Consider the following 24,759-nt stretch of genomic DNA (forward strand, 5'->3'; position numbering starts at 1 on the left):
ACGGTTTCATACAGCTGAAACGTCTTAAGCGGCGAACGGGGCTTGTGCAGCGCAAAAGGGAATCAATATCATTGGCGCCTTTACATTTCCTAACGGTGCTGCCGCCATGCTGCTTCACATCCCAGGCCTGTTCGACGCTGATGAACTGGCCCGTATCCGCGAGGCGCTGGAGCAGGCCGACTGGGCCGATGGCAAGGTCACGGCTGGTTATCAGTCGGCCAAGGCCAAACACAACCTGCAGTTGCCGGAAGGGCACGCGCTGGCCAAGGAGATCGGCTCTGCGCTGATCGACCGCTTGTGGAAAACCCCGCGCTTCATGTCTGCAGCGTTGCCGCACAAGGTGTTCCCGCCGCTGATCAATTGCTACCGCGAAGGTGGCAACTTCGGTTTCCACATCGACAACGCCCTGCGCCAGCCCAAGGGCAGCCCGGAGCGGGTGCGTACCGACCTGTCTTCCACGCTGTTCCTCAGCGACCCAGACAGCTACGACGGCGGTGAGCTGGTGATTCAGGACACCTATGGCGTGCAGCAGGTCAAGCTGGCCGCCGGTGACCTGGTGCTGTACCCCGGCACCAGCCTGCACAAGGTCAACCCGGTGACCCGTGGGCAGCGCTATGCCGCATTCTTCTGGACCCAGAGCCTGGTGCGCGAGGACAGCCAGCGGGCACTGCTGTTCGAGATGGACAACGCCATCCAGCAACTGACTGCCGATGTGCCAGACCATCCTTCGCTGCTGCAACTGACGGGCACCTACCACAACCTGCTGCGCCGCTGGGCTGAGGTCTGAGCCGTGTCCTATCTGTTGCGACGTGAAGAAGTGGTGGATGTGGCCGGCTTGCAGGCCATGCTCGAAGAAAGCCCCGGCAAGGCCGCCCAGGCGATCTTGGCGGCGGCGGGGCAGGGCGCGGTCGAGGCGCAGTTGCTGTTGGGGCAGATCCTGCTGGATGGCCGCGGTATTGAAGAAGATGCAACCGTGGCCCGGCGTTGGTTTGGCATTGCCGCACAGGGCGGCAGTGCCATGGCGCACAACATGCTCGGGCGTTGCCTGGAACATGGCTGGGGTGGCGAGGTGAGTTTGTCGCAAGCGGCCGTTCACTATGCGCGTGCCGCCGACGCGGGGCTGGACTGGGGCCTGTACAACCTGGGCAACCTACTGGCGACCGGGCGCGGTGTGCCGGCCAATCAGGGGCAGGCACTGATGTGCTACGAGAAGGCTGCGCAAATGGGGCATGCCAAGTCGATGAACCTGTATGGGCGTTACCTGGAGCAGGGCATTGCCACGGCGCCCAGCCCGGCGCGGGCGGTACGCTGGTATCGGCGTTCGGCCGAGGCGGGGGATTTCCGTGGGATGTTCAGCCTGGCGCTGGTGCTGGTCGAGCGTGGGCAACTGGCCGAGGCTGGGCAGTGGCTGGAACACGCGCGGGTTGAAGGGAACATGAACTTCCTGCGCGCTGCGTTGGTAACCTTGCAGGCCGCCGGGCCGGTGTTGATGGCTTTTGCGGCGCGGTATGCCGAGGAGATCGAGCGGCGCGGGGCGTGATGGCGCGGCCCGAAGGGCTGCCCGGTACCTGTGGGCGCCGGTAGCCGTTCCACATTACCTTCGGTGCGCGTGATGATCATGCTGAAAGCCCATTTCCCGAGGGGCTGACATGTCATTCATTCAAGAACGTTCTTTCATTGCCACGCTGACTTCCACTACGCCTGGCTACCAGGGCATTCTCGATTCTGTCGAGTTCAAAACTATGCCTGCCTCGCGTTGTAACAACTGGCTCACCGTTGCATCACCGTATTCAGTCCGGGCACAGCAACGCTTTTGGTTTGGTTACTTCGAGGGCGACAGGCCTGGCTACAGGATTGTCACCGTGGAGTCGGAGGCGGGGGCGTCCCATCGTGATACCTGGGACCTGGGCAGCGGAAATTGCGTGGGTTACTACCCGAAAGTCGCCAAGCCATTGTTATGGCGCATTTGGGTCAGTGGCCAAGCGCTGGCGATCCCAGAGGTTTCCGAGTATTCAGGGGTGACGATTGCCGCAGTTGGTAGCGTACCGCTGGGGGTTCGTGATCGTAAATCGTGGGAGGATCACTATGTCAGCGCAGGTGCGCCGAACAAACTGATCATGCAGATGTGTATCAGCGAGGTGAACGTGCCGTACTTCGACAGCTATTCAATGTTTCGGCGCTGAGCGAGCATTGAAAACGGGGCCTTGCGGCCCCGTCTTGCATTACAGGTAGTAAGCCTTCAGCGGCGGGAAACCGTTGAATTCCACTGCGCTGTAGCTGGTGGTGTAGGCGCCGGTCGACAGCCAGTACAGGCGGTCACCGATGGCCAGGTTCAACGGCAGGCCGTACTTGTAGTTCTCGTACATGATGTCGGCGCTGTCGCAGGTCGGGCCGGCGATGACCACTTCTTCAGCTTCGCCTTTTTTCTCGGTCCAGATCGGGAACTTGATGGCTTCGTCCATGGTTTCGATCAGGCCGGAGAACTTGCCCACGTCGGTGTAGATCCAGCGCTCGACGGCGGTACGCGACTTGCGCGCCACCAGCACCACTTCGCTGACCAGGATGCCGGCGTTGGCGATCAGCGAACGGCCTGGCTCCAGGATGATTTCCGGCAGCTCGTCACCGAAGTCTTCCTTGAGGAAGCGAATGATTTCTTCAGCGTAGGTTTCCAGGCTGTTGGTGCGGGTGATGTAGTTGGCCGGGAAGCCGCCACCCATGTTGATCAGCTTCAGCTCGATGCCGTCTTCTTCTTTCAGGCGCTCGAAGATCACCTTGACCTTGGCGATGGCGGCGTCCCACACGCTGATGTCACGCTGCTGCGAGCCCACGTGGAAGGAAATGCCGTAAGGTACCAGGCCCAGGTCGCGGGCGAGGATCAGCAGGTCCATTGCCATGTCGGTCTGGCAGCCGAACTTGCGGGACAGCGGCCAGTCGGCAGTGGTGGAGCCTTCGGTCAGGATACGCACGTACACTTTCGAGCCCGGTGCGGCCTTGGCAATGTTGCGCAGGTCGGCTTCGGAGTCGGTGGCGTACAGACGCACGCCCTTCTCGTAGAAGTAGCGGATGTCCTTGGACTTCTTGATGGTGTTGCCGTAGCTGATGCGGTCGGCGCTGACGCCACGGTCCATCACCTTGTCCAGTTCGTAGATCGAGGCGATGTCGAAGCTCGAACCTTTCTCTTTGAGCAGGTCGATGATCTCGACGGCCGGGTTGGCCTTGACCGCGTAGTAGACCTTGGCGAATTCGAAACCGGCGCGCAGGTCGTCATAGGCCTGGCTGATCATCTGGGTATCGATGAGTACGAACGGGGTTTCCTGCTTGTCGGCGAACGCCTTCATTTTCTGGAAGGTGTCACGCGCGAAATAGTCTTCGACCTGGATCGACATGCTCAGGGACTCCATGGGCAAACTGAAAGATTAAGTGGCTGCAAACTGAACGTCCTCCGTATCCCCACTTTGGTTCGCCTACTCAGTACTTGAGCCGGATGGATCGTTTCCAGCATGGACGTTCGGCGCGCACTTTAGGGCGTGAAGAATGCAGAATCAACAGGCAATCCGGGCGTGATCGGCGTGGATCGACGACCAGCCATTTGAATAACCGACTCGTGTGACCGGCTGATGTTCCCCACGATGTTTCAAGCGTAAAAAATTGTGGAATGGACCCTGTCGGCCCCCGCGCGGGTAAACCCGCTCCCACAGGGTTTTTGCTGTTCCTGTGCCTGCATGTCTACCCGTGAAGGGGGCGTAGGTGTTCATATTTATGGCCACATTTTCCTGGTACCCACGTACAGGAAATGGCCCATAAATTTTTTGTTACCGACTGGCGGATTTGCTGGTTTTGATGAGAAACATTACTATTCGCACCCTTATCCGCCTCCCTGATGACCCAGACCGTGTCCGGACACAAAGGCTTCTTCGACCATTACCATGAGCTTATAGGCACCTGGACGCGCAAGCTGCGCTGTCGTCAGCAGGCCGAAGACCTCACCCATGATGCCTTTGTCCGGGTACTGGAAAACCCGCGCGAGCAGGTCGAGCAGCCACGCGCCTACCTGCACCAGACCGCACGCAACATTGCCGTGGATGGTTTTCGCCGCGAAGACCGCCGCCAGGCCCTGGCGCTGGAAGCCTTTGACGAGGGCAGCACCGGCAGTGGTGACCCAGAGGCCTACGTGCATGCGCTGGAGCTGGCCGACAGCGTCGAGCGGGCATTGGCCGAGTTGCCGCTCAACTGCCGGCAGGTGTTCATCTGGCAGAAGCTCGAAGGCCTGACCCAGGCCGAGATCGCCGAGCGCATGGGGTTGAGCAAGAACATGGTCGAAAAGTATATGATCCGCACGCTCCGGCATTTGCGTGAGCACTTGGATGTGTCGGCATGATGAGTCAGGAGACCTTTTCGATGAAACAGCACGGTACCGATACCGTCCGCGAGCAGGCGGCCGCATGGTTTGCCCGCGTGCAGGATGCGCCTCGGGATGCCGGGCTGCAGAAACAGTTGCGTGCCTGGCTGGCGAGCGACGAGCGCCACCGGGAAGAATACGAACACCTCGACCGCGTGTGGCAGGCCGCCGCTTTCATTCCACGCCAGCGCCTGGAGGCGCTGTGCCAACCAGACCCGGTGCAGCAGTTGCCACGTCGGCGGTTCGTGCGCCAGGCGTTGGCCGCCAGTGTCGCGGTATTGGCACTGGGCCTGGGTTGGGGCGGTTGGCACTATCAGCATCTGAACCATCAGGGCAGCTTGCAGACGGCTTTCAATGAGCGTCGTCAGGTCGAACTGCCGGATGGCTCGCAGCTGGAGCTCAATGGCAGTACACAGGTGCAGGTCGACTTCAGTGCCGGCCAGCGGCATATTCGCCTGAATGCCGGTGAGGTCATGTTCAGCGTCGCCCACGACAGTGACAGGCCGTTCGTCATCGACACCGCTCAAGGCCGCGTGACGGTAACCGGTACCCGCTTTGACGTGCGCCTGGACCCGGCCAGCACCCGTGTGGCGGTGGAGCAGGGTTCAGTGCGTGTGCAGGGCAAGGGTGCCTCGTTGGCGCAGCTCACGGCAGGGCAGGGCTCGCATATCGATGCACAAGGCCTGGTCACCGCACCCTACGCAGTCAATGCCGCCACTGTGACGGCCTGGCGCCAGGGCAAGCTGGTGTTCGACAACGCCACCCTCGCCGAAGTCGTGGCCGAAGCCTCGCGCTACCGTAGCCAGCCATTACGGGTCGCCCCTGGTAAAGTCGCCCAACTGCGCCTGTCCAGCACCTTCAATGTCGATGACACCGACGCCCTGTTGCGGGCCTTGCCGAGCATCCTCCCCGTGGCCATCAAGGCCCATGAAGACGGCTCCAGCGAAATAATCGCGAAATAGATTCAGGTTTTTTTTCGCTCGTTCGTCTTCCTCGCCAGCTGCAACTGCCAAGCATTTCCATTTGCATGCGGTTGGCGTTTATTCCGCTCTCCAGGATGTTTCGACGACGTGAACAACAACAAACCCTTCCCACGCTTGCGCGCCTTGGCGCTGGCCCTGGCGGTCAGTGCCGTGGCCGTCAACAGCCAGGCCGCAGAGGCCGGCAACACCATCCAGATCCAGGCCCAGCCGTTGGGCTCGGCGCTGACCCAGCTCGGTCAGCAGACCAGCCTGCAGCTGTTCTTCAGCCCCGAGCTGGTCGCCGGCAAGCAGGCCCCTGCGGTGTCCGGCAACCTGGCGCCGGTGCAGGCGCTGCAACAGTTGCTGCAAGGCAGCGGGCTGACCTTCGAGATGTCCCAGGACACCGTTGTAATAAAGCCTCTGCCGACCACCCTTGAGCTGGGCAGCGGCAGCCTGGAGCTGGCACCCACCGACATTAAAGTGGTCGGTGACTGGCTGGGTGATGCCCAGCAAAGCGTGGTGCAGAACCACCCTGGCGCACGCACCGTGGTGCGCCGCGAGGCGATGGTGGAGAAGGGCGCAATGAACGTGCGCGACGTGCTGCGCGGTATCCCCGGCGTGCAAGTGCAGGACTCCAACGGCACCGGCGGCAGCGACCTGTCGCTGAACGTGGGTGTGCGTGGCCTTACTTCGCGCCTGTCGCCGCGCTCCACGGTACTGATCGATGGCATCCCGGCTGCTTTCGCACCGTATGGTCAGCCACAGCTGTCGATGGCGCCGATTTCCTCGGGCAACCTCGACAGCATCGACGTGGTGCGGGGGGCCGGCTCGGTGCGCTATGGCCCGCAAAACGTCGGTGGGGTGATCAACTTCGTGACCCGGGCAATCCCCGAGAAAGCCTCGGCGGAGTTGTCTACCACCCTGGAAACCTCCCAGCATGGCGGCTGGAAACACACCGAGTCGGCCTTCGTCGGCGGCACGGCGGACAACGGCATGGGCGTGGCGCTGCTGTACACCGGGGTTAACGGCAACGGTTACCGTGAAAGCAACAACGGCAACGACATCGACGACGTCATCCTCAAGACTCACTGGGCGCCCACCGACGTCGACGAGTTCTGGCTCAACTTCCATTATTACGATGGCCGTGCCGACATGCCCGGCGGTTTGACCCAGGCCCAGTACGACAGCAACCCGTACCAGTCCCTGCGCGACTACGACTACTTTGCCGGCCGGCGCAAGGATGTATCGTTCAAGTGGCAGCGCCAGCTCGACGATGCCACCCAGTTCGAAGTGCTGACCTACTACACCGACAGCTTCCGCGGCAGCGCCATCGCCTCGCGGGACATGAAGACCCTGTCGTCGTACCCGCGCAACTACCACACCTTCGCCATCGAACCCCGCGTCTCGCGAATCTTCTTCGCTGGCCCGACTACTCAGGAAGTCAGCGTGGGCTATCGCTACCTGAAGGAAGCGATGCGCGAGCAATCGACGCGCCTGGCGCTGATCGACAACGTGCCCACGTATACCCCGACTTCCGATGGCCACGTGTTCCAGGACCGCAGCGGCGGCACCGAGGCCAGTGCCTACTACATCGACGACAAGATCGACGTGGGTAACTGGACCATCACCCCTGGCGTCCGGTTCGAGCACATCAACACCGATTGGCGCGACCGCCCGGTGCTGGATGCCAACAACCGCCCGGTGCCGGAGAAGAAGCGCAGCATCACCAGCAACGAGCCGCTGCCGGCGCTGAGCGTGATGTACCACATCTCCGATGCGTGGAACGTGTTCGCCAACTACGAGACTTCGTTCGGCAGCCTGCAGTACTTCCAGTTGGGCCAGGGCGGTAGCGGCAACAACACGGCCAATGGCCTGGAGCCGGAGAAGGCCAAGACCTACGAAATCGGCACGCGCTATGACGATGGCGGCTTTGCCGGTGAGCTGACCGCGTTCTACATCGACTTCGATGACGAGCTGCAGTACATCAGCAACGATGTGGGTTGGACCAACCTCGGCGCCACCAAGCACCAGGGTATCGAGGCCTCGGTACGTTATGACCTGGCCGGGCTGGACCCGCGCCTGGACGGGCTGTCGGTGAGTGGTGGCTACACCTACACCCGTGCAACCTATGAAGGGGATATTCCGGGCTTCAAGGGGCGTGACCTGCCGTTCTATTCACGCCAGGTGGCTACTGCCGGGGTGCGTTACGCGGTCAACCGCTGGACCTGGAACCTGGACGCCTACGCCCAATCCAAGCAGCGTGCGCCGGGCACCGGGATCAATGCCGATGGCAGCTTCAATGGCGACTACATTACCGAGCCGAGTGCCGATGGGCAGTATGGCGATATTCCGGGCTATGTGACCTGGCATGCCCGTGGCGGGTATGAGTTCGGGCCAGAAATGTCCAACCTGAAGCTGGCGGCGGGGGTGAAGAACCTGTTCGACAAACAGTACTTCACCCGCTCCAGCGACAACAATGCCGGCATCTATGTGGGTGAGCCGCGGACCTTCTATGTGCAGGCCAGTGTAGGGTTCTGACACCGCGTCGCCTGATTCGCGGGCAAGCCCGCTCCCACAGGATTGCGCAAAGCCTAGGGTAAGCGCGAGCCCTGTGGGAGCGGGCTTGCCCGCGAAGAGGCCGGTTCAGGAAATCACTGCTTCAGCCGGCGACACGATCGAAGTCTTCGCCCCGCGCGACCTTCCTGAACTCAGGTAGGCCGCAATCGACTCCTGCGTCACCTCGCCCAAAAACACCTGTTCGGCATCCAGCACTGGCAACCACGCCCGGTTGAACTCGTACATGCGCGACAGCAGGATGCGCAAATGTTCATCGTGCGATGCCGTGGCATTGAACGGCCGTAGGAAGTCGCCACAGGTGCCTTGCTGGCGGTGCATGTCGCGCCGGCGCACATAGCCCAGCGCCTTGTTCTGCGCATCGGTCACCACCACATAGCGGCGGTCGTGTTCATCAAGCAGTTCCAGTGCATCGTTTACAGGCGTTTCCGGGCTTACCGACGGCGCGTTGTCTGCGGCATCCTCGGCACGCACCAGCAGCAGGCGCTTGAGGGTGCTGTCCTGGCCAACGAAGTTGCTGACGAACTCATCGGCCGGGTGGGCCAGCAGGGTGTCCGGGTGGTCCAGCTGCAACAGCTTGCCGGCACGGAAGATGGCAATCTTGTCGCTCAGCTTGATCGCTTCGTCGATGTCGTGGCTGACCATGATCACCGTCTTGTTCAGCGCCCGCTGCATTTCGAAGAACTCGTTCTGGATCATTTCGCGGTTGATCGGGTCGACCGCGCCGAACGGCTCGTCCATCAACAGTACCGGTGCTTCGGCAGCCAGCGCGCGGATCACGCCAATGCGCTGCTGCTGGCCACCGGAAAGTTCGCGTGGGTAGCGCTGCAGGTACTGTTTAGGTTCGAGCTTGATCATGTGCATCAGCTCGCGGGCGCGTTCATGGCACTTTTGCTTGTCCCAGCCAAGCAGGCGCGGCACTACGGTGATGTTCTCTTCGATGGTCATGTTGGGGAACAAACCGATCTGCTGGATCACGTAACCGATGTGCCGGCGCAAGGTCACTTCGTCCAGCCCGGTGGTGTCTTCGCCATTGATGAACACTTGGCCGGAGGTCGGTGTGATCAGGCGGTTGATCATTTTCAGCGTGGTGCTCTTGCCGCAGCCCGAAGGGCCGAGGAACACGCAGATTTCCCCTTCGTTGACCGTAAGGCTTACCGAGTCGACGGCTTTGACGTCCTTGCCGTTGACGTTGAAGGTTTTGCTGAGGTTCTTCAGTTCGATCATGAGCGCAGTCCTTCTGGAGTCAGGGCACGTTGCAGGGTTTGCAGCAGCAGGTCGGCGATGATGGCCAGCAGGCTGACCAGCACGGCGCCGACCAGCAGCATCGACATGTCGCTGCGGCTGATGGAGGTGAGGATGAGCACGCCCAGGCCACCGGCGCCGATGGTGGCGGCAATGGTCATGACGCCAATGTTCATCACCACGGCGGTGCGCACACCGGCGAGAATCACTGGTACGGCGATGGGCAGCTCGACCATGCGCAGGCGCTGGCCGAAAGTCATGCCGATGCCGCGTGCGGCTTCACGGATTCCGGGCTCGACATTGGTCAGGGCCAGGTAGGTGTTGCGCAGGATTGGCAGCAGCGAATACAGGAACACCGCAGTAATCGCCGGCAACGGCCCCAGGCCCTGGCCGAACTTGGAGTAGAACGGCAACAGCAAGCCGAACAGGGCGATAGAAGGGATGGTCAACAGCACCGTGGCGCTGGCTTGCAGCGGGCCTGCGAGGGTTGGGAAGCGGGTCATCAGGATGCCCAGCGGAACCCCCACGAGGATTGCCAGGCTTACGGCAATGCCCACCAGGGTGATGTGCTGCCAGGTCAGTTGCAGCACCTGTGCCCAGTCCAGGTGGCTGAAGGTATCGATCAGGTTCATGGCTGGCCCTCGCTGTTCAGTGGGTGCTCACGCAGGAAAGTGGTGGCCACGGCGGTGGGGTTCTGGTGCTCGACATCGACCTTGGCGTTGAGCTGGCGCATGGTTTCGTCGTCCAACTGCTCGGCCAGCGGCTTGAGCAGGGCGACCAGCTGCGGGTTGGCGTCGAGCACGGCTTTGCGCACAACGGGTGCTGCGGTGTAGTCAGGGAAGTAGTGCTTGTCGTCTTCCAGCAGCTTGAGGTCGAAGGCGTTAAGGCGGCCGTCGGTGGTGTACACCAGGCCGGCGAACACCTGGTTGTTGCGCATGGCGGTGTACACCAGGCCCCCGTCCATCTGGCGGATATTGCGCCGGTCCAGCGGCAGGCCGTACATCTCGCGCAGGCCGACCAGGCCGTCGGGGCGGTTGGCGAACTCGGTGTCCAGCGCCACCAGGTGGGTACGCTGGCTTTCGTCGCGCAGCACCTGGTTGAGGTCGCTGATGGTGTTGACCTGCGGGTAGGCGTCAGCCACTTGCTTGGGCAGGCCCAGCGCGTAGGTGTTGCTGAACTTCGACGGGGTCAGCCAGATCAGGTCCTTTTTCGCATCCAGCGCCTTCACCCTGGCGAAGGTGGCTTCGGCACTGGGCATGCGCTCATCGATGTGGTTGTACGACACCAGCGACACGCCGGTGTATTCCCACATCAGGTCGAGCTGGCCGGTTTCCTGGGCCTGGCGCGCGATGTTGCTGCCAAGGCCGGTGGTGACGCGTACGTCGAAGCCGTTGGCGCGCAGGTATTGCGCGGTGATTTCGGCAAGCACGGTCTGTTCGGTGAACACCCGCGCGCCGATGCGGATCAGCGGTTTTTCCGCCGCCTGGGCAAATCCTGCGAACAGCAGGGCCGCGCCCAGCAGCAAGGCGATTCTCTTCTTCATAACGTTCCCTATCCTTATTGGGCCAGGCCACGTTCCAGCCAGCGCTTGCTGGAGAAACTCACCGCGGCATCCAGCACCAACGCCAGCAGTGCGGTGCACGCGGCACCCAGCAGCAGCTGCGGCTGGTTGTTCAGGGCGATGCCGGGGAAGATCAGGCTGCCCAGGCTGTTGGCGCCAATCAGGAACGCCAGCGGTGCGGTACCCACGTTCAGCGCCAGGGCCACGCGTACACCACCGACGATGATCGGCACCGCGTTGGGCAGTTCCACCTGCCACAGTTGCTGGCGCGGGGTCATGCCGATGCCGGTGGCGGCTTCCTTGAGCGAGGCGGGGACGTTTTTCAGGCCCTCGTAGGTGTTGCGCACGATAGGCAGGAGGGAGGCGAGGAACAGTGCGAAGATCGCAGGCCCGGCGCCGATGCCCAGAATACTCAGGGCGATGGCCAGAACGGCCAAGGGGGGATGGTGTTGCCAACGTTGAAAAACTGCATGAAGCGCTCGGCTTTGTCGACCCGGTGCGGTCGACTCAACGCAATGCCGGCGGGGATGCCCACGGCCAACGCCGCCGCCATCGAAGCCAGCACCAGTATCAGGTGCGCTTGCAGGTAGAACCCAAGATCGTCGCGATAACGCGCGATCGTGTCGATGCCGATCCAGTGGATCAGCAGGGCCAGGATGACGAGCACGGTGGCGCATCCCAACAGCCCTTTACCGTAGCGTTTAGCCACAGGCGGACTCCTTGTGTTGTCGGCGAGCACACTTCTTTTTTGCCGGCCAGTCCTGGCGGCGATTGGTGTGTTCGCGAGTAGCAGCGTGACGCACGCCGAAGGCTGCGATCAGGCCATGAGCCGAACCCCGTCGGGCCCGAAAATGCTGATGAAACCAGTCCCCAACCGAAGCGGGTTGCAGGGGAGTGGACGTCTCCGTGGGCGTAAAGGTTCCCATCTGAGGCGGCATTTGGCCAGCGTTAATCACTGGGTGGTGGGTTTTTTGGCGAGAAAAACAGCGGCTTAATGCACTGTAGGCGTTGAAATAACTGCGCTGCGGCCATCTGTCGTGATAAAGCGATTGCCTGTTGAATTTGTTGTGCCTGTCCCGGCCCCTTCGCGGGCACGCCCGCTCCCACAGGGCTCTCTATTGTCCTCAAGCCTTTTGCAGAACCTGTGGGAGCGGGCGTGCCCGCGAAAGGGCCGGGACAGGTGTCACTGGTTCAGCAAGTTTTGGTCTGGGCCCAACTTCAGGTATGATATCGCCCCTTTTTGAATCCCCCAGTCAGGCGATTTCCCATGACCAACCAGGCCGCCGAAGTCGCGAAGCGCCGCACTTTCGCAATTATTTCCCACCCCGACGCTGGTAAGACCACCATCACCGAGAAGCTGTTGCTGATGGGCAAGGCCATTGCCGTCGCCGGTACCGTGAAGTCGCGCAAGTCCGACCGCCACGCCACCTCCGACTGGATGGAAATGGAGAAGCAGCGCGGCATCTCCATCACCACCTCGGTGATGCAGTTCCCGTACCGCGAGCACATGATCAACCTGCTCGACACCCCCGGCCACGAAGACTTCTCGGAAGACACCTACCGCACCCTGACCGCGGTGGACTCGGCGCTGATGGTGCTCGACGGCGGTAAAGGTGTAGAGCCGCGTACCATCGCCCTGATGGACGTGTGCCGCCTGCGCGACACACCAATCGTCAGCTTCATCAACAAACTCGACCGAGACATTCGCGACCCGATCGAGCTGCTCGACGAGATCGAAGCCGTTCTGAAGATCAAGGCCGCGCCAATTACCTGGCCGATCGGTTGCTACCGCGATTTCAAGGGCGTGTATCACCTGACCGGTGACTACATCGTGGTGTACACCCCAGGCCACGGCCACGAGCGCACCGAAGCCAAGATCATCCAGAACCTGGACTCGGACGAAGCCCGCGCCCACCTGGGCGACCAGTACGACTCGTTCGTCGAGCAACTGGAGCTGGTGCAGGGCGCCTGCCACGAGTTCAACCAGGACGAGTTCATCAACGGCCAGCTCACCCCGGTGTTCTTCGGTACCGCATTGGGCAACTTCGGTGTCGACCACGTGCTCGACGCGGTAGTCGACTGGGCGCCGCGCCCGCTGGGCCGTGTTGCCCACGAGCGTACCGTGGAGCCTGTGGAAGAGAAGTTCACCGGTTTCGTGTTCAAGATCCAGGCAAACATGGACCCGAAACACCGCGACCGTATCGCCTTCATGCGTATCTGCTCGGGCAAGTACGAGAAGGGCATGAAAATGCGCCACGTTCGCCTGAACAAGGACCTGCGTATCGGCGATGCGCTGACCTTCTTCTCCTCCGAGCGCGAGCAGTTGGAAGAGGCCTTTGCCGGTGACATCATCGGCCTGCACAACCACGGCACCATCCAGATCGGCGACACCTTCACCGAAGGCGAGGCGCTGGGCTTCACCGGTATCCCGCACTTCGCTCCGGAGCTGTTCCGCCGCGTTCGCCTGAAGGACCCGCTGAAATCCAAGCAACTGCGTCAGGGCCTGCAGCAGTTGGCCGAAGAGGGTGCGACCCAGGTGTTCTTCCCGGAGCGCAGCAACGACATCATCCTCGGTGCGGTGGGTGTGCTGCAGTTCGACGTGGTCGCCAGCCGCCTGAAGGAAGAATACAAGGTCGAGTGCGCCTACGAGCCGATCACCGTATGGTCGGCGCGCTGGATCAGCTGCGATGACAAGAAGAAGCTCGAGGAATTCCAGACCAAGGCCATGGAAAACCTGGCCATCGACGGTGGCGGGCACCTGACCTACCTGGCGCCGACCCGGGTCAACCTGGCGCTGATGGAAGAGCGCTGGCCGGACATCAAGTTCCGCGCTACCCGCGAGCATCATTGAGTATTGGAGTTGGGGCCGCGAAGCGGCCCCATTTCAATTTCCGGCTTTGATGCTGGTCCAGATCCGCGTCCTGATGCGGTCGATCTTCGCCGGCATCGCCTCCAGCGCATACAGCTTGCCCATCACCTCGTCGCTCGGGTAAATCATCGTATTACCCTTCATCGCCGGGTCCACCAGCCCGTCCGCCTTGAGGTTGCCGTTGGCGTATTGCACATGGTTGCTGATGTTGGCCATCACTTCCGGCTGCAGCAGGTAGTTCATGTAGGCATACCCGGCCTTCTCATCCGGTGCATCGGCCGGCATGGCCACCATGTCGAACCACATCGGCGCGCCTTCCTTGGGTATCGAGTAACCCACCTTCACCCCGTTCTTCGCCTCTTCAGCCCGGTTTTTCGCCTGCAGCACATCCCCTGAGAAACCCACCACCACGCAGATATCGCCGTTGGCCAGGTCGCCGGTGTACTTCGATGAGTGGAAGTAGCTGATGTATGGCCGCACCTGCATCAACAGTGCCTTGGCCTTGTCGTAGTCGGCCGGGTTCTGGCTGTGGTGCGGCAGGCCCAGGTAGTGCAGGGCGATGGGCAGCAGTTCGGGGCCGTTGTCCAACACGGCGACGCCGCAGCTTTTCAGCTTGCTCATGTATTCGGGCTTGAAGATCAGGTCCCACGAGTCCAGTGGCGCGTTGTCGCCGAGCACAGCCTTGACCTTGTCGATGTTGTAGCCGATGCCGGTGCTGCCCCACAGGTACGGGAAGCCGTATTGGTTGCCCGGGTCGTTCACTTCCAGCGCCTTGAGCAGTACCGGGTTGAGGTTTTTCCAGTTGGGCAACTGCGACTTGTCCAGGCGCTTCAGCGCCTTGCCCTGGATTTGCCGGGCCATGAAGTGGTTGGAAGGGAACACCACGTCGTAGCCGGAGTTGCCGGTCATCAGCTTGCCGTCGAGGGTTTCGTTGCTGTCGTACACGTCGTACGTCGGCACGATGCCGCTGGCGAGCTGGAAGTTTTTCAGCGTATCGGGAGCGACGTAGCTGGACCAGTTGTAGATCTTCACCGTTTCAGCGGCGCTGGCCACGCTGGCGGCCAGCATCAGGGGTGCGAGAAGGAGCGTGCGCATGTCGGGTTTACCTTGCTTTGTCTGTTGTTATCGAAGGCAGGCGATCAGCGGATCAGAAAATTAGTACGTAGGTCTTGCGCACGGTCTCCTGGATGTCCCAGATGCCGGTGCTGTTGGCCGGTAGCATCAGTGCGTCTCCGGCTTCTATGTAGAGGGTCTCGCCACCGTCGGGGGTGAAGGTGCAGCGGCCCTTGATGAAATGGCAGAACTCCTGCTGCACGATCTGCCGCCGCCAGCGCCCGGGGGTGCATTCCCAGATGCCGGTTTCGACGCCATCGCTGCGCTCCACGCAGGTGACCGAGGCCACTGCAATGGGCTCGCCGAGCGGTACCGCGACGGGGTTGGAACTGTCCAGCACGGCGCTGGCGGTGTTCTTGAACTGGGTGATGCTCATGACCGGTGGATCCTGTGCAGGTGATAAGGGAAGTCAGTGCATGAAGCCTTCCATGAAGTCCGCAAGCGAGCTGGCCAGGCGCCGCCTCCACGGCGCGCTGGCGGGGTTGGCGAGGGTCCGGTCCTCGTGGACGAAACTTTGGATGATTGCGTTGTAGCCCAACCAACGGCAGGGCTCGGGCGGCCAGCTGGCCAGGCTGGAAAGCGGGCGGTTGTCGAGTACCCAGGGCTGTGCGGTCAGTTCGTTGTGCTGGTTGAGGATCAGCGCGGCCAGGGTGCGCCCGCCCAGGTTGGTGGCGCCCACGCCTTCGCCGCCGTAACCGCCAGCCAGGGCGATACCGCGTTGGCGGTCGCAAAGCATGTGCGGGCGGAAGCGCCGCGCCATGCCCAGATTGCCGCCCCAGGAGTGAGTGATGCGCACGTGCCTGAGCTGTGGGAACAGCTCGCCGAACAAGTAGCGACGCAGCTCGACTTCGTGCTCGTGGAGGTTGAAGTTTTCCCGCAGGCGTCCACCGAAGCGGTAACCTCCGCGGGCGCCGAACACCAGGCGGTTGTCGGCGGTGCGCTGGCCGTAGGTGACCTGGCGGCTGCTTTCGCTGAACGCTTGCCCCTGGCTCAGGCCGATCTGTGCCCAGGTGGCCTCCGGCAGCGGCTCGGTGGCCACCAGCAGGCTCTGTACCGGCAGCTGATGTTTGCCCAACGGCGGCAGGCTGGCAGCGTAGCCTTCCACGGCGGGCACCATCCACTGGCAGCGAATCCGTGCCAGTGGCGTACGCACCTCACCCGGCTGCCAGTCGATGGCCGGGGTGTTTTCGTAGATCGGTACACCCAGCGCCTCCACTGCCCGAGCCAGGCCGCGCACCAGTTTGGCCGGCTGGATAGTCGCGGTGTGCGGGCTGTAGATGGCGCCAAACGCATTACTGACCCGCAGCTGCGCGTCCAGTTGCTCGGGGCGTAGCCAGCGGTAGTCGTCCTCGGTCATGCCCTGGCGATACAAGTCGTCGAGGTATGCGCGCAGGCTGCGCTCCTGTTCCGGGTAGCGCGCAGCGCAGTACAGCACGCCACCTTTGCGGTAGTCGCAATCGATGCCTTCGCGTAGCAGCACGCTGTGCACTTCATCGGGAATACCGTGCAGCAGGTCGATGCTGGCACGGCGCTGTTGCGGCGACAGGGTGGCGAGCAGGCGGTCTTCGCCCAGCAGGTTACCCATCAGCCAACCACCGTTGCGCCCCGAGGCGCCAAAACCGGCGATGTTGGCGTCTATCACGGCGATGTTCAGCTGTGGCGCCTGGCGCTTGAGGTAGTAGGCGGTCCACAAACCGGTATAGCCGGCGCCAATGATGCACACATCCGCTGTCAGCTCTTCGCGCAGGGCCGGGCGGGCGCACAATGGCTCGTCAAGCTGGTCCATCCACAGGCTTAGTGTGCGCAGGGGTTGCATCGGGTTCGGCTCCACGTCCATCGAGGTCTGTGGGCGATCCTAGTGATGTCGGTAGGCGGCTGTCTTACGTGCGTGCACGCAGGGAAATTTGCTTCAGGTAGGCCTTGGGCGTGAGCCCGGTGTGTTCACGGAAGCACTTGTAGAACGCTGACAGCGAGTTGAAGCCGGCGCTGAACGCCAGCTCGTCGATCGTCGCCTCGACGCGGTCGTCGTCGAGGCTGGCCATCAGGTGCTGCAGGCGGGCCTGGTTGACGTAGCGGTAGAAGCTTTGCCCCAGCACTTGGTTCAGCAGGTAGGAGATTTGGTTGCGGCTATAGCCACTGGCGTCGGCCACTTGCTGCAGGTCCAGCTCCGGGTCCAGGTAGGGGCGCTGGCGCTGGAAGTAGTGCTCCAGGTCCTGGGCCATGGTCGACAACTGCCGGGGTGACAGGCCCAGGCGGCTGGTGGCCGGGCGTGGGCCGCTGCCGGCGTGGCCGCTGCCGTTCTGGCGAACAAGCGTGGCGTATTCGTTGACCCGCCAGATCAGCCCGTCTTTGACGGTGATGGCTTCGCTGGACTGGAACGCCACCAGGCCGTCGCCGCCCTGGACTGTGACCTGGTACTGGATGAACGCGGTGCAGCCATCGACGCGGATGCGGTCGCTGTGGACGATGTCTTCGCCGGCTTCGTGGGGCAGGCAGGCGCGTACGTAGTCGCGCAGCGCCTGGTAGCCGAGCACGCGGTTCTGGAAGAAGTCGTGGTACTGGATGTCGGGGTGGTACAGCGCGATGACGCCGTCGAGGTCGCGGTGCTTCCAGCACAGGTGGTAGCGCAGCACGGTGTCGGCGGTGAGCGGGGTTTGCTCGGGGCCGTCAGGAAGGGCGGTGGCGGTCATTGGGAGATAGTGCATTGCAGAACACCCAGGTGCAAGGGTGTGGATCCTGCATATTGCACGGTTCGCTCAAGCGGCCTTTGGAGTAAACCGTTGATTCATATGGATGTAATTTTTTGATACAGCTGGCATGAGGGCTGCACCTTTCTTGTCACCATCGAACAAGGAGAAAGGCCATGCGCTCGATACTGCTTTGGATGATTGGGGTGCCGATTCCGGTGATCATTCTGATCTGGTTCTTCATGCATTGAGAACCTGGGGCCGCAAAGCGGCCCCAGCTATCTAAAGGCTAAAGGAACTGCTCGGCATAGTGACAAGCCACCTGCCGCGTACTCACCTGCCGCAACGCCGGCACCTCTTTGGCACACCGTTCCGTCGCATACGGGCAACGTTTGTGAAATGCACACCCATCCGGCGGGTTCAGCGGGTTGGGCAGCTCCCCGACAATGCGGATCTTCGGCTTCAGCGGGTCGGGATGAATGGCCGGTGTCGCCGACAGCAGCGCCTGGGTATAGGGATGCAGCGGCTTCTCGTAGATATCCTCTTTAGGCCCCATTTCCGCCGGCCGCCCCAGGTACATCACCAGTACCTGGTCTGCCACATGCCGTACCACCGCCAGGTTATGCGAGATGAACACGTAGGCGGTGTTGAACTCTTTTTGCAAGTCCATGAACAGGTTCAGCACCTGCGCCTGGATCGACACGTCCAGCGCCGAGGTCGGTTCGTCCGCTACCAGCACCTTGGGTTGCAGCATCATCGCCCGCGCCAGGGCGATACGCTGGCGCTGGCCGCCAGAGAACATGTGCGGGTAACGCTGGTAGTGCTCGGGGCGCAGGCCAACCTGTTCCATCATCTTCTGCACCTTGTCGCGGCGCTCGGCTTTGCTCAGCGAGGTGTTGATCAACAGTGGCTCGGCCAGCTGGTCACCAATCTTTTGCCGTGGGTTGAGCGAGGCGTAGGGGCTCTGGAACACCATCTGCACATCGCGGCGCAGTTGCTTGCGCTCAGCCTTGCTGGCGCCTTTCACTTCGGTGCCATCAATTTGCAGTGAGCCGGACGATGGCTCTTCGATCAAGGTCAGGGCGCGTGCCAGGGTCGACTTGCCACAGCCGGACTCGCCGACCACGGCCAGAGTCTTGCCCGCCTCCAGTTCGAACGACACGCCATTCAGCGCACGGACCAGCGCGTGGCCCTTGAACAGCCCGCGGGAGACTTCGTAATGCCGGGTAAGCTCCCGGGCGGATAGAACGACGGCCATTACGCCACCTCCTGGTTCAGCGGGTAGAAGCAACGCACCAGGCTATGGGCCTGTGGGTCGAGAGGCGGGCGCTGGCGCCGGCATGTGTCCTGCACGTACGGGCAACGCGGCGACAGCAGGCAGCCGACAGGGCGGTCGTAGCGCCCAGGGACAATGCCAGGCAGGGTGGCCAGGCGTTCGGCGCCGATGCTGTGCTCGGGGATTGCTGCCAGCAAGGCTTCGCTGTACGGGTGGGCGGGCACGTCGAACAGCTCCGGCACCTGGCCCACTTCCACGGCTTGGCCGGCGTACATCACGCACACCCGCCTGGCGGTTTCGGCGACCACGGCAAGGTCGTGGGTGATCAGGATGAGCGCCATGTTGCGCTCTTTCTGCAGGTTGACCAGCAGCTCCATGATCTGCGCCTGGATGGTCACGTCCAGCGCGGTGGTCGGTTCGTCGGCGATCAACAGCTTGGGCTCGCCGGCAATCGCCATGGCTATCGCCACACGCTGGCTCATGCCGCCGGACAGTTGGTGCGGGTAAGCATCCAGGCGACTTTCTGCAGCCGGGATCTCGACTTTTTTCAACAGTTCGAGGGCACGCTGGCGCGCGGCCTTGCCCTTCAGGCCCAGGTGCTGGCGCAGCACTTCTTCGATCTGGAAACCCACGGTATAGCTGGGGTTGAGTGCGGTCATCGGGTCCTGGAAGACCATGGCGATATCCTTGCCAACCACTTTGCGTCGTTGCCGGCCGCTGAGCTTGAGCATGTCCGTGCCATCGAAGGTGAGGGCGTCGGCGGTAATACGCCCAGGGGCTTCGATCAGGCCCATCAAGGCCATCATGGTGACCGATTTGCCCGAGCCGGACTCGCCGACGATGGCCAGGATTTCGCCGGCCTCCACCGCCAGGTCCAGGCCGTCGACGACCGGTACCGCATTGGCGTCGCCGAAGCGCACGTTGAGGTTGTTGATCTGCAACAGTGACATGGCGTTCTCCTCAGGCGGCGTTCTTGAGTTTAGGGTCCAGCGCATCGCGCAGCCCGTCGCCCATCAGGTTGATTGCCAGCACACTGAGCAGAATGGTCAGGCCGGGCAGGCTGACCACCCACCAGGCACGCTCGATGTAGTCTCGGGCCGAAGCCAGCATGGTGCCCCACTCGGGGGTTGGCGGTTGTACGCCGAGGCCAAGAAAGCCCAGCGCGGCGGCGTCGAGGATGGCCGAGGAAAAACTGAGGGTGGCCTGCACGATCAGTGGCGCCATGCAGTTGGGCAGCACGGTGACGAACATCAGCCGTGGCAGGCTGGCACCGGCCAGGCGTGCGGCGGTGACGTAGTCGCGGTTCAGCTCGCCCATCACGGCGGCGCGGGTCAGGCGCACGTAGGAGGGCAGGGACACGATGGCGATGGCGATCACCGTATTGATCAGGCCAGGGCCGAGGATAGCGACGATGGCCACCGCCAGCAGCAGCGACGGCAACGCCAGCATCACATCCATCAGGCGCATGATCGATGGGCCGAGCAGTTGCGGGAAGAAACCGGCCAGCAGGCCGAGGAAAATGCCAGGGATCAGCGACATCACGACCGACGACAGGCCGATCAGCAGCGACAACCGTGCACCCTGAATCAGCCGCGAAAGCAGGTCGCGGCCAAGTTCGTCGGTGCCGAGGATGAACTGCCAGGTGCCGCCTTCCAGCCACACCGGCGGGGTCAGCAGGAAATCGCGGTACTGCTCGCTCGGGTCATGCGGGGCGACCCACGGCGCGAACAGGGCGCAGAACACCACCAGGCACATGAAGGCCAGGCCCATCACCGCGCCCTTGTTGCGCGCGAAGGCTTGCCAGAATTCTTTGTACGGCGAGGGGTAGAGCAGGCTCTGGTCCACCGGGCTGGCCGGCGACACGGATTTTGCAATCGGGCTAGTCATGGCAAGGGCCTCAGCGCTGATGACGGATGCGTGGGTTGGCCAGGCCGTAGAGGATGTCTACGACGAAGTTGACCAGAATCACCAGGCAGGCGATCAACAGGATGCCGTTCTGGACCACGGGGTAGTCACGGGCACCGATGGCTTCGATCAGCCACTTGCCGATGCCCGGCCAGGAAAAGATGGTTTCGGTCAGTACCGCACCGGCCAGCAGCGTGCCGACCTGCAGGCCGAATACGGTCAGCACCGGGATCAGGGCGTTGCGCAGGCCGTGCACGAACACCACGCGGGCTGGCGAAAGGCCTTTGGCGCGTGCGGTACGGATGTAGTCTTCGCGCAGCACTTCGAGCATCGACGAGCGGGTCATGCGGGCGATCACCGCCAGCGGGATGGTGCCGAGCACGATGGCCGGCAGAATCAGGTGCATCACCGCGTCCTTGAACGCACCTTCTTCGTCGCTGAGCAAGGTATCGATCAGCATGAAGCCAGTCTTCGGCTCGATGTCGTAGAGCAGGTCGATGCGCCCGGACACCGGCGTCCAGCCCAGGCTCACCGAGAAGAACATGATCAGGATAAGGCCCCACCAGAAAATTGGCATCGAATAGCCGGCCAGTGAAATGCCCATTACACCGTGGTCGAACAGCGAACCGCGCTTGAGTGCGGCGATCACCCCGGCCAGCAGGCCGACAATGCCGGCGAATAGCAAAGCGGCGAAGGCCAGCTCCAGGGTGGCTGGGAACAGGGTGAGAAACTCGTTCCACACACTTTCGCGGGTGCGCAGCGATTCGCCGAGGTCACCTTGGGCCAGCTTGCCGATGTAGTCCAGGTACTGGACCGGCAGTGGCTTGTTCAGGCCCAGGCGCTCCATGGCCTGGGCATGCATTTCGGGGTCGACCCTGCGCTCGCCCATCATCACTTCCACCGGGTCGCCGGGGATCAGGCGTATGAGCGCGAAGGTCAGCAAGGTGATGCCGAAAAAGGTCGGTATCAGCAGGCCAAGGCGCCGGGCAATAAAACTCAACATTGTCGGGGTCTTACCTCATCAGGCCGTGGGGCGATCAGCCCGGTACGGCAGTGCCGCCGGTGCCCGTGTGGGTTGCCGGCGGTCGTTGTTGTTCTACTTCACCTTGGTGGTGGCGAAGTTGTTGTTGGTCAGAGGGCTGATCACGTAGCCCTCAACGTTGTCACGCATGGCGGTGAACATCTTCGGATGGGCCATGCTGATCCAGGGTTGGTCGTCATCGTACACCTTCAATGCCTCGCTATAGAGCCTTGCACGTTCGTCGTTGTCGATCACCTCGCGGGCGCGGGTAATCAGTTCCTGGAATTTCGAGTTGCACCAGCGGGCGTAGTTCTCGCCGGTTTTGGCCGCGTCACAGCTGAGCAGCGGGGTAAGGAAGTTATCCGGGTCACCGTTGTCGCCTGCCCAGCCGGTGGACACCAGGTCCGCTTCGCCCTTCTTGGCGCGGCGCAGCATTTCCGCCCACTCCATCACGCGGACATCCAGCTTCAGCCCGATCTGTTTCAGGTCGGCCTGTAACATCTCGGCGGACAGGCGCGGATTAGGGTTGGTCATGCCGCCACCGTTGCGGGTGAACAGCGTGATCACCGTGCCTTCCGGAACGCCAGCTTCCTTGAGCAGGGCGCGTGCTTTGTCGAGGTCGCGCGGCGGGTTCTTGTTACTGGTGTTGTAACCGATCATGGTCGGCGGGTATGGATTGACGCCCACCAGCGCGTTGCCCTTGCCAAACAGCTGATCGACGTGGGTCTGGCGATCGAAGGCCATGTTGATGGCTTTGCGCACGCGCACATCGCTCAGGTATGGGTGCTCGGTATTCATGGCGATGTAACCGGTGACCAGCGCTTCGATCTCGGCCACCTTGAGCTTGGGGTCAGCCTTGATCGACGGCACATCATCCGGTTTGGGGTAGAGCGCGACCTGGCATTCGTTGGCGCGTAGCTTTTGCAGTCGTACGTTGCTATCGGTAGCGATGGCGAAGACCAGGGCATCGGCGGGTGGTTTGCCGCGGAAGTATTCGGGATTCGGTTTGAAACGGACCTGTGCATCCTTGTTGTAGCGCTGGAAGATGAACGGCCCAGTGCCGATCGGCTTGCTGTTCAGCTCGGCCGTTTTGCCAGCTTCGAGCAACTTGTCGCCGTACTCGGCGGAATAGATCGAGGTGAAGCCCATTGCCATGTCATGCAGGAACGGGGCTTCCGGGCGGGTGAGGGTGATCACCACGGTGTTGTCGTCGCTCTTGCTCACCGACTTGAGCAGTTCCTTGAAGGCCATGCTTTCAAAGTAGGGATAGCCCACGCTGGTCTTGTCATGCCATGGGTGATTCGGGTCAAGCTGGCGATTCAGGCTCCACAGCACATCGTCGGCATTGAATTCGCGAGTTGGCTTGAAGTAGTCGGTGGTGTGGAACTTCACCCCGTGACGCAGGTGGAAGGTGTAGGTCAGGCCGTCTGGCGAAATGTCCCAGCGTTCGGCCAGTGCCGGCTGGATGTCGGTGGTGCCGGGCTTGAAATCGACCAGGCGGTTGAACACGGTTTCGGACGATGCGTCGAAAGTGACCGCCGTGGTGTACTGAACAACGTCGAACCCTTCCGGGCTGGCCTCGGTACACACCACCAGTGGTTTGGCGGCCAGTTGCGTGGTGCTGCCCAGCACCAGGGCGGCCAGGGCCAGGCGTAGCGGTAGCGATTTCATGAAAGCTCTCTGCATGGGTTGAAGGCTCCCTGCTTGCATTGATTCCAGCGTAGTCGCCACGGCCCGCTGCGAAGTGGGCCGTGGCGCCGGCGGTCAGAGAATGTTGAATGGGATGGTGGTCACCACGCGGAACTCATCCAGGCTGCCATCACCCTGGGCCTTGCTGGCGCGGTGGGTGGTGTAGGTGGCGCGGATGCTGGTGTCTTTCAGCGGCCCGCTCTGCACCGCGTAACTGGTGCCGATCCCCCACTCGTAGTGGGTTTCGCCATCCAGGCCATTCACGTCGTAGGCTGTACCGCGATAGTGAGTGCCGTCGATGCCCCAGCCGCGGGCGTTGTACAGGTTGAACTTCAGGCCTGGTACGCCGTAGGGCGCCATGTTCAGTACGTAGGAGATCTTCAGCGATTTTTCGTTGGGGCCGTTGAAGTCCGACAGCAGTGAGTTGGCCAGGTAGATGCCGTTGGTTTCGTGCAGGTAGTCGAAGTACTCGTTACCGTTGACCTGCTGCCAGGAGGCACCGAGGGTGTGGGCCTGGTGGGTCAGGTCGAACGACAGGCTGTAGGTGTCGTTGTCGATCTTGCCCATTTTCTGACTGCCGGCGTCGACGGTCTTGTAGTAGTTCAGGCCGGTGCTCAGGCTGAGCACTGCGCTGTCGCCGAGCACGTGGTTGGCGCCGAAGTAGTACTGGTTCCAGAAATCGTCGACCTTGGTGGCGTACAGGCTGGTGCTCAGGCTCTTGAACGGCTGGTAGTTGATGCCGGCGGTGCTGGCGCGGTCGGTTTCCACGCCAGTGGCGCTGTATTCGCTGCGGAACTTGCTGAGGCTCTGCTCGGTACGTGGCGAGACGCGGTCGAAGGTGCCCAGGTCGAAGCTGAGGTTATCGAACTCGGCGCTGTGCAGGAACGCGCCCTGGAAGCTCGACGGCAGGGCACGGTTGCCGATGTAGGCGATCATCGGGGTGTCAACCGACTGGCGGCCGAGGGTAAGGGTAGTGTTGGACACCCGTGCCTTGATGTTGCCCAGGCCCAGTTTGCTCCACTGGCCAATGGGGTCGCCATCGCTGTGGGTCAGGGTGCGGTTGTTGGGGCCGGCGACAGCTTCGCGGCTCTGTTGCAGGGCGATGGCGTTGTAGCCAGCGGCCTCGACGGCGATGCCCACGGTGCCTTGGGTGAAGCCGGAGCTGTAGTTGAGGATGCTGCCTTGTACCCAGTTTTCCCGGCTGTGGGTGGGGTGGCGGGTGCCGTCGCTTTTGTAGTACTTCCACAGCGGGGCGCGTGCGGCGCGTTCGCGGGCGTACCAGTTGCGGGTGCTGCCAGACAGGCTCTGGCCGTCGATGAAGCCGCTGGCCTGCGCCTGCTCGCTGCTGCCTTTGAGGGTGAGCGGGATGTAGGCCTGGCTTTGCGGGTCGGCCTGGGCCACGGTGGATAAGGCACTGATGGATAACGCCAGTGCGGTCAGGGTGAATATTCTCAAGGT

21 protein-coding genes and 1 pseudogene are annotated in these 24,759 nt (G+C 62.3%); 7 read left to right on the top strand and 15 right to left on the bottom strand.

Annotated elements, in window-relative coordinates; all coding sequences use genetic code 11:
- The first annotated feature begins 106 nt into the window (after window positions 1–106).
- The 3 genes from AB5975_14795 to AB5975_14805 all read left to right on the top strand — a co-directional run bounded on the left by AB5975_14795 (window position 107) and on the right by AB5975_14805 (window position 2,183).
- Window positions 107–787 (top strand): Fe2+-dependent dioxygenase, encoded by a 681-nt coding sequence (locus AB5975_14795; GenBank protein ID XDR17972.1) that lies wholly within the window; start codon window positions 107–109, stop codon window positions 785–787.
- A gap of 3 nt (window positions 788–790) precedes the next feature.
- Entirely contained in the window at window positions 791–1,540 is a 750-nt protein-coding gene (locus tag AB5975_14800; protein ID XDR17973.1) for a tetratricopeptide repeat protein, read from the top strand.
- A 109-nt stretch (window positions 1,541–1,649) separates the two neighbouring features.
- Window positions 1,650–2,183: a hypothetical protein gene (locus tag AB5975_14805; protein XDR17974.1), complete on the top strand. Its 534-nt coding sequence runs from the start codon at window positions 1,650–1,652 to the stop codon at window positions 2,181–2,183.
- A 39-nt stretch (window positions 2,184–2,222) separates the two neighbouring features.
- On the opposite strand, the gene AB5975_14810 is transcribed toward AB5975_14805, so the two are convergent.
- Window positions 2,223–3,386, bottom strand: coding sequence for a type III PLP-dependent enzyme (locus AB5975_14810; GenBank protein XDR17975.1), 1,164 nt, complete (start codon window positions 3,384–3,386; stop codon window positions 2,223–2,225).
- Window positions 3,387–3,880: 494 nt separating this feature from the next.
- Here AB5975_14810 and AB5975_14815 point away from each other — a divergent pair, with 494 nt between their 5' ends.
- The 3 genes from AB5975_14815 to AB5975_14825 all read left to right on the top strand — a co-directional run bounded on the left by AB5975_14815 (window position 3,881) and on the right by AB5975_14825 (window position 7,899).
- On the top strand, window positions 3,881–4,378 hold the full coding sequence (locus AB5975_14815; GenBank protein XDR17976.1) for a sigma-70 family RNA polymerase sigma factor: 498 nt from the start codon (window positions 3,881–3,883) through the stop codon (window positions 4,376–4,378).
- Window positions 4,379–4,398: 20 nt separating this feature from the next.
- Window positions 4,399–5,361 carry a FecR domain-containing protein gene (locus AB5975_14820; GenBank protein XDR17977.1) on the top strand — a complete coding sequence of 321 codons (963 nt, stop codon included), beginning with the start codon at window positions 4,399–4,401 and terminating at the stop codon, window positions 5,359–5,361.
- Between the two features lie 108 nt (window positions 5,362–5,469).
- A complete protein-coding gene (locus AB5975_14825; GenBank protein ID XDR17978.1) occupies window positions 5,470–7,899 on the top strand; it encodes a TonB-dependent siderophore receptor in 2,430 nt (809 codons plus the stop codon).
- Between the two features lie 105 nt (window positions 7,900–8,004).
- On the opposite strand, the gene AB5975_14830 is transcribed toward AB5975_14825, so the two are convergent.
- From AB5975_14830 to AB5975_14845, 4 genes and pseudogenes are all read right to left on the bottom strand, one after another.
- Window positions 8,005–9,162 (bottom strand): betaine/proline/choline family ABC transporter ATP-binding protein, encoded by a 1,158-nt coding sequence (locus tag AB5975_14830; GenBank protein ID XDR17979.1) that lies wholly within the window; start codon window positions 9,160–9,162, stop codon window positions 8,005–8,007.
- A complete protein-coding gene (locus AB5975_14835) occupies window positions 9,159–9,812 on the bottom strand; it encodes an ABC transporter permease (protein ID XDR17980.1) in 654 nt (217 codons plus the stop codon). Before AB5975_14835 ends, AB5975_14830 begins: the two co-directional genes overlap by 4 nt.
- Window positions 9,809–10,723 carry a glycine betaine ABC transporter substrate-binding protein gene (locus AB5975_14840; GenBank protein ID XDR17981.1) on the bottom strand — a complete coding sequence of 305 codons (915 nt, stop codon included), beginning with the start codon at window positions 10,721–10,723 and terminating at the stop codon, window positions 9,809–9,811. Before AB5975_14840 ends, AB5975_14835 begins: the two co-directional genes overlap by 4 nt.
- Before the next feature lie 14 nt (window positions 10,724–10,737).
- A pseudogene (locus AB5975_14845) lies at window positions 10,738–11,390 on the bottom strand (ABC transporter permease).
- Window positions 11,391–12,008: 618 nt separating this feature from the next.
- Here AB5975_14845 and AB5975_14850 point away from each other — a divergent pair.
- On the top strand, window positions 12,009–13,592 hold the full coding sequence (locus AB5975_14850; protein XDR17982.1) for a peptide chain release factor 3: 1,584 nt from the start codon (window positions 12,009–12,011) through the stop codon (window positions 13,590–13,592).
- Window positions 13,593–13,625: 33 nt separating this feature from the next.
- On the opposite strand, the gene AB5975_14855 is transcribed toward AB5975_14850, so the two are convergent.
- The 10 genes from AB5975_14855 to AB5975_14900 all read right to left on the bottom strand — a co-directional run bounded on the left by AB5975_14855 (window position 13,626) and on the right by AB5975_14900 (window position 24,756).
- Window positions 13,626–14,705, bottom strand: a complete 1,080-nt coding sequence (locus AB5975_14855) for a polyamine ABC transporter substrate-binding protein (protein ID XDR17983.1) — start codon at window positions 14,703–14,705, stop codon at window positions 13,626–13,628.
- Between the two features lie 52 nt (window positions 14,706–14,757).
- Window positions 14,758–15,099 carry a cupin domain-containing protein gene (locus AB5975_14860; GenBank protein ID XDR17984.1) on the bottom strand — a complete coding sequence of 114 codons (342 nt, stop codon included), beginning with the start codon at window positions 15,097–15,099 and terminating at the stop codon, window positions 14,758–14,760.
- A gap of 33 nt (window positions 15,100–15,132) precedes the next feature.
- The gene (locus AB5975_14865; GenBank protein XDR17985.1) at window positions 15,133–16,539 is read right to left on the bottom strand and encodes an NAD(P)/FAD-dependent oxidoreductase; all 1,407 of its coding nucleotides are present in this window, start codon (window positions 16,537–16,539) and stop codon (window positions 15,133–15,135) included.
- 64 nt (window positions 16,540–16,603) lie between these two features.
- Complete coding sequence (locus AB5975_14870; GenBank protein ID XDR17986.1) at window positions 16,604–17,428, bottom strand: helix-turn-helix domain-containing protein; 825 nt, start codon at window positions 17,426–17,428, stop codon at window positions 16,604–16,606.
- Window positions 17,429–17,699: 271 nt separating this feature from the next.
- Window positions 17,700–18,668 (bottom strand): peptide ABC transporter ATP-binding protein, encoded by a 969-nt coding sequence (locus AB5975_14875; protein ID XDR17987.1) that lies wholly within the window; start codon window positions 18,666–18,668, stop codon window positions 17,700–17,702.
- Window positions 18,668–19,636, bottom strand: coding sequence for an ABC transporter ATP-binding protein (locus AB5975_14880; protein XDR17988.1), 969 nt, complete (start codon window positions 19,634–19,636; stop codon window positions 18,668–18,670). Before AB5975_14880 ends, AB5975_14875 begins: the two co-directional genes overlap by 1 nt.
- 10 nt (window positions 19,637–19,646) lie before the next feature.
- Window positions 19,647–20,573: an ABC transporter permease subunit gene (locus AB5975_14885; protein XDR17989.1), complete on the bottom strand. Its 927-nt coding sequence runs from the start codon at window positions 20,571–20,573 to the stop codon at window positions 19,647–19,649.
- 10 nt (window positions 20,574–20,583) lie between these two features.
- On the bottom strand, window positions 20,584–21,594 hold the full coding sequence (locus AB5975_14890) for an ABC transporter permease subunit (protein ID XDR17990.1): 1,011 nt from the start codon (window positions 21,592–21,594) through the stop codon (window positions 20,584–20,586).
- A gap of 93 nt (window positions 21,595–21,687) precedes the next feature.
- A complete protein-coding gene (locus AB5975_14895; GenBank protein ID XDR17991.1) occupies window positions 21,688–23,298 on the bottom strand; it encodes an ABC transporter substrate-binding protein in 1,611 nt (536 codons plus the stop codon).
- Window positions 23,299–23,376: 78 nt separating this feature from the next.
- Window positions 23,377–24,756, bottom strand: a complete 1,380-nt coding sequence (locus tag AB5975_14900; GenBank protein ID XDR17992.1) for an OprD family porin — start codon at window positions 24,754–24,756, stop codon at window positions 23,377–23,379.
- Window positions 24,757–24,759: the final 3 nt, after the last annotated feature.

It is taken from the genome of Pseudomonas putida (assembly GCA_041071465.1).
Classification (GTDB): domain Bacteria; phylum Pseudomonadota; class Gammaproteobacteria; order Pseudomonadales; family Pseudomonadaceae; genus Aquipseudomonas; species Aquipseudomonas putida_P.

Excerpts from the sequence above, each read along its gene's own strand:
- AB5975_14870 (XDR17986.1), bottom strand. The coding sequence starts at position 17,428 with ATGCACTATCTCCCAATGACCGCCACCGCCCTTCCTGACGGCCCCGAG.
- AB5975_14865 (XDR17985.1), bottom strand. The coding sequence starts at position 16,539 with ATGCAACCCCTGCGCACACTAAGCCTGTGGATGGACCAGCTTGACGAG.
- AB5975_14875 (XDR17987.1), bottom strand. The coding sequence starts at position 18,668 with ATGGCCGTCGTTCTATCCGCCCGGGAGCTTACCCGGCATTACGAAGTC.
- AB5975_14795 (XDR17972.1), top strand. The coding sequence starts at position 107 with ATGCTGCTTCACATCCCAGGCCTGTTCGACGCTGATGAACTGGCCCGT.
- AB5975_14830 (XDR17979.1), bottom strand. The coding sequence starts at position 9,162 with ATGATCGAACTGAAGAACCTCAGCAAAACCTTCAACGTCAACGGCAAG.
- AB5975_14835 (XDR17980.1), bottom strand. The coding sequence starts at position 9,812 with ATGAACCTGATCGATACCTTCAGCCACCTGGACTGGGCACAGGTGCTG.
- AB5975_14895 (XDR17991.1), bottom strand. The coding sequence starts at position 23,298 with ATGCAGAGAGCTTTCATGAAATCGCTACCGCTACGCCTGGCCCTGGCC.
- AB5975_14805 (XDR17974.1), top strand. The coding sequence starts at position 1,650 with ATGTCATTCATTCAAGAACGTTCTTTCATTGCCACGCTGACTTCCACT.
- AB5975_14820 (XDR17977.1), top strand. The coding sequence starts at position 4,399 with ATGAAACAGCACGGTACCGATACCGTCCGCGAGCAGGCGGCCGCATGG.
- AB5975_14815 (XDR17976.1), top strand. The coding sequence starts at position 3,881 with ATGACCCAGACCGTGTCCGGACACAAAGGCTTCTTCGACCATTACCAT.
- AB5975_14810 (XDR17975.1), bottom strand. The coding sequence starts at position 3,386 with ATGTCGATCCAGGTCGAAGACTATTTCGCGCGTGACACCTTCCAGAAA.
- AB5975_14885 (XDR17989.1), bottom strand. The coding sequence starts at position 20,573 with ATGACTAGCCCGATTGCAAAATCCGTGTCGCCGGCCAGCCCGGTGGAC.
- AB5975_14860 (XDR17984.1), bottom strand. The coding sequence starts at position 15,099 with ATGAGCATCACCCAGTTCAAGAACACCGCCAGCGCCGTGCTGGACAGT.
- AB5975_14880 (XDR17988.1), bottom strand. The coding sequence starts at position 19,636 with ATGTCACTGTTGCAGATCAACAACCTCAACGTGCGCTTCGGCGACGCC.
- AB5975_14840 (XDR17981.1), bottom strand. The coding sequence starts at position 10,723 with ATGAAGAAGAGAATCGCCTTGCTGCTGGGCGCGGCCCTGCTGTTCGCA.
- AB5975_14890 (XDR17990.1), bottom strand. The coding sequence starts at position 21,594 with ATGTTGAGTTTTATTGCCCGGCGCCTTGGCCTGCTGATACCGACCTTT.
- AB5975_14850 (XDR17982.1), top strand. The coding sequence starts at position 12,009 with ATGACCAACCAGGCCGCCGAAGTCGCGAAGCGCCGCACTTTCGCAATT.
- AB5975_14855 (XDR17983.1), bottom strand. The coding sequence starts at position 14,705 with ATGCGCACGCTCCTTCTCGCACCCCTGATGCTGGCCGCCAGCGTGGCC.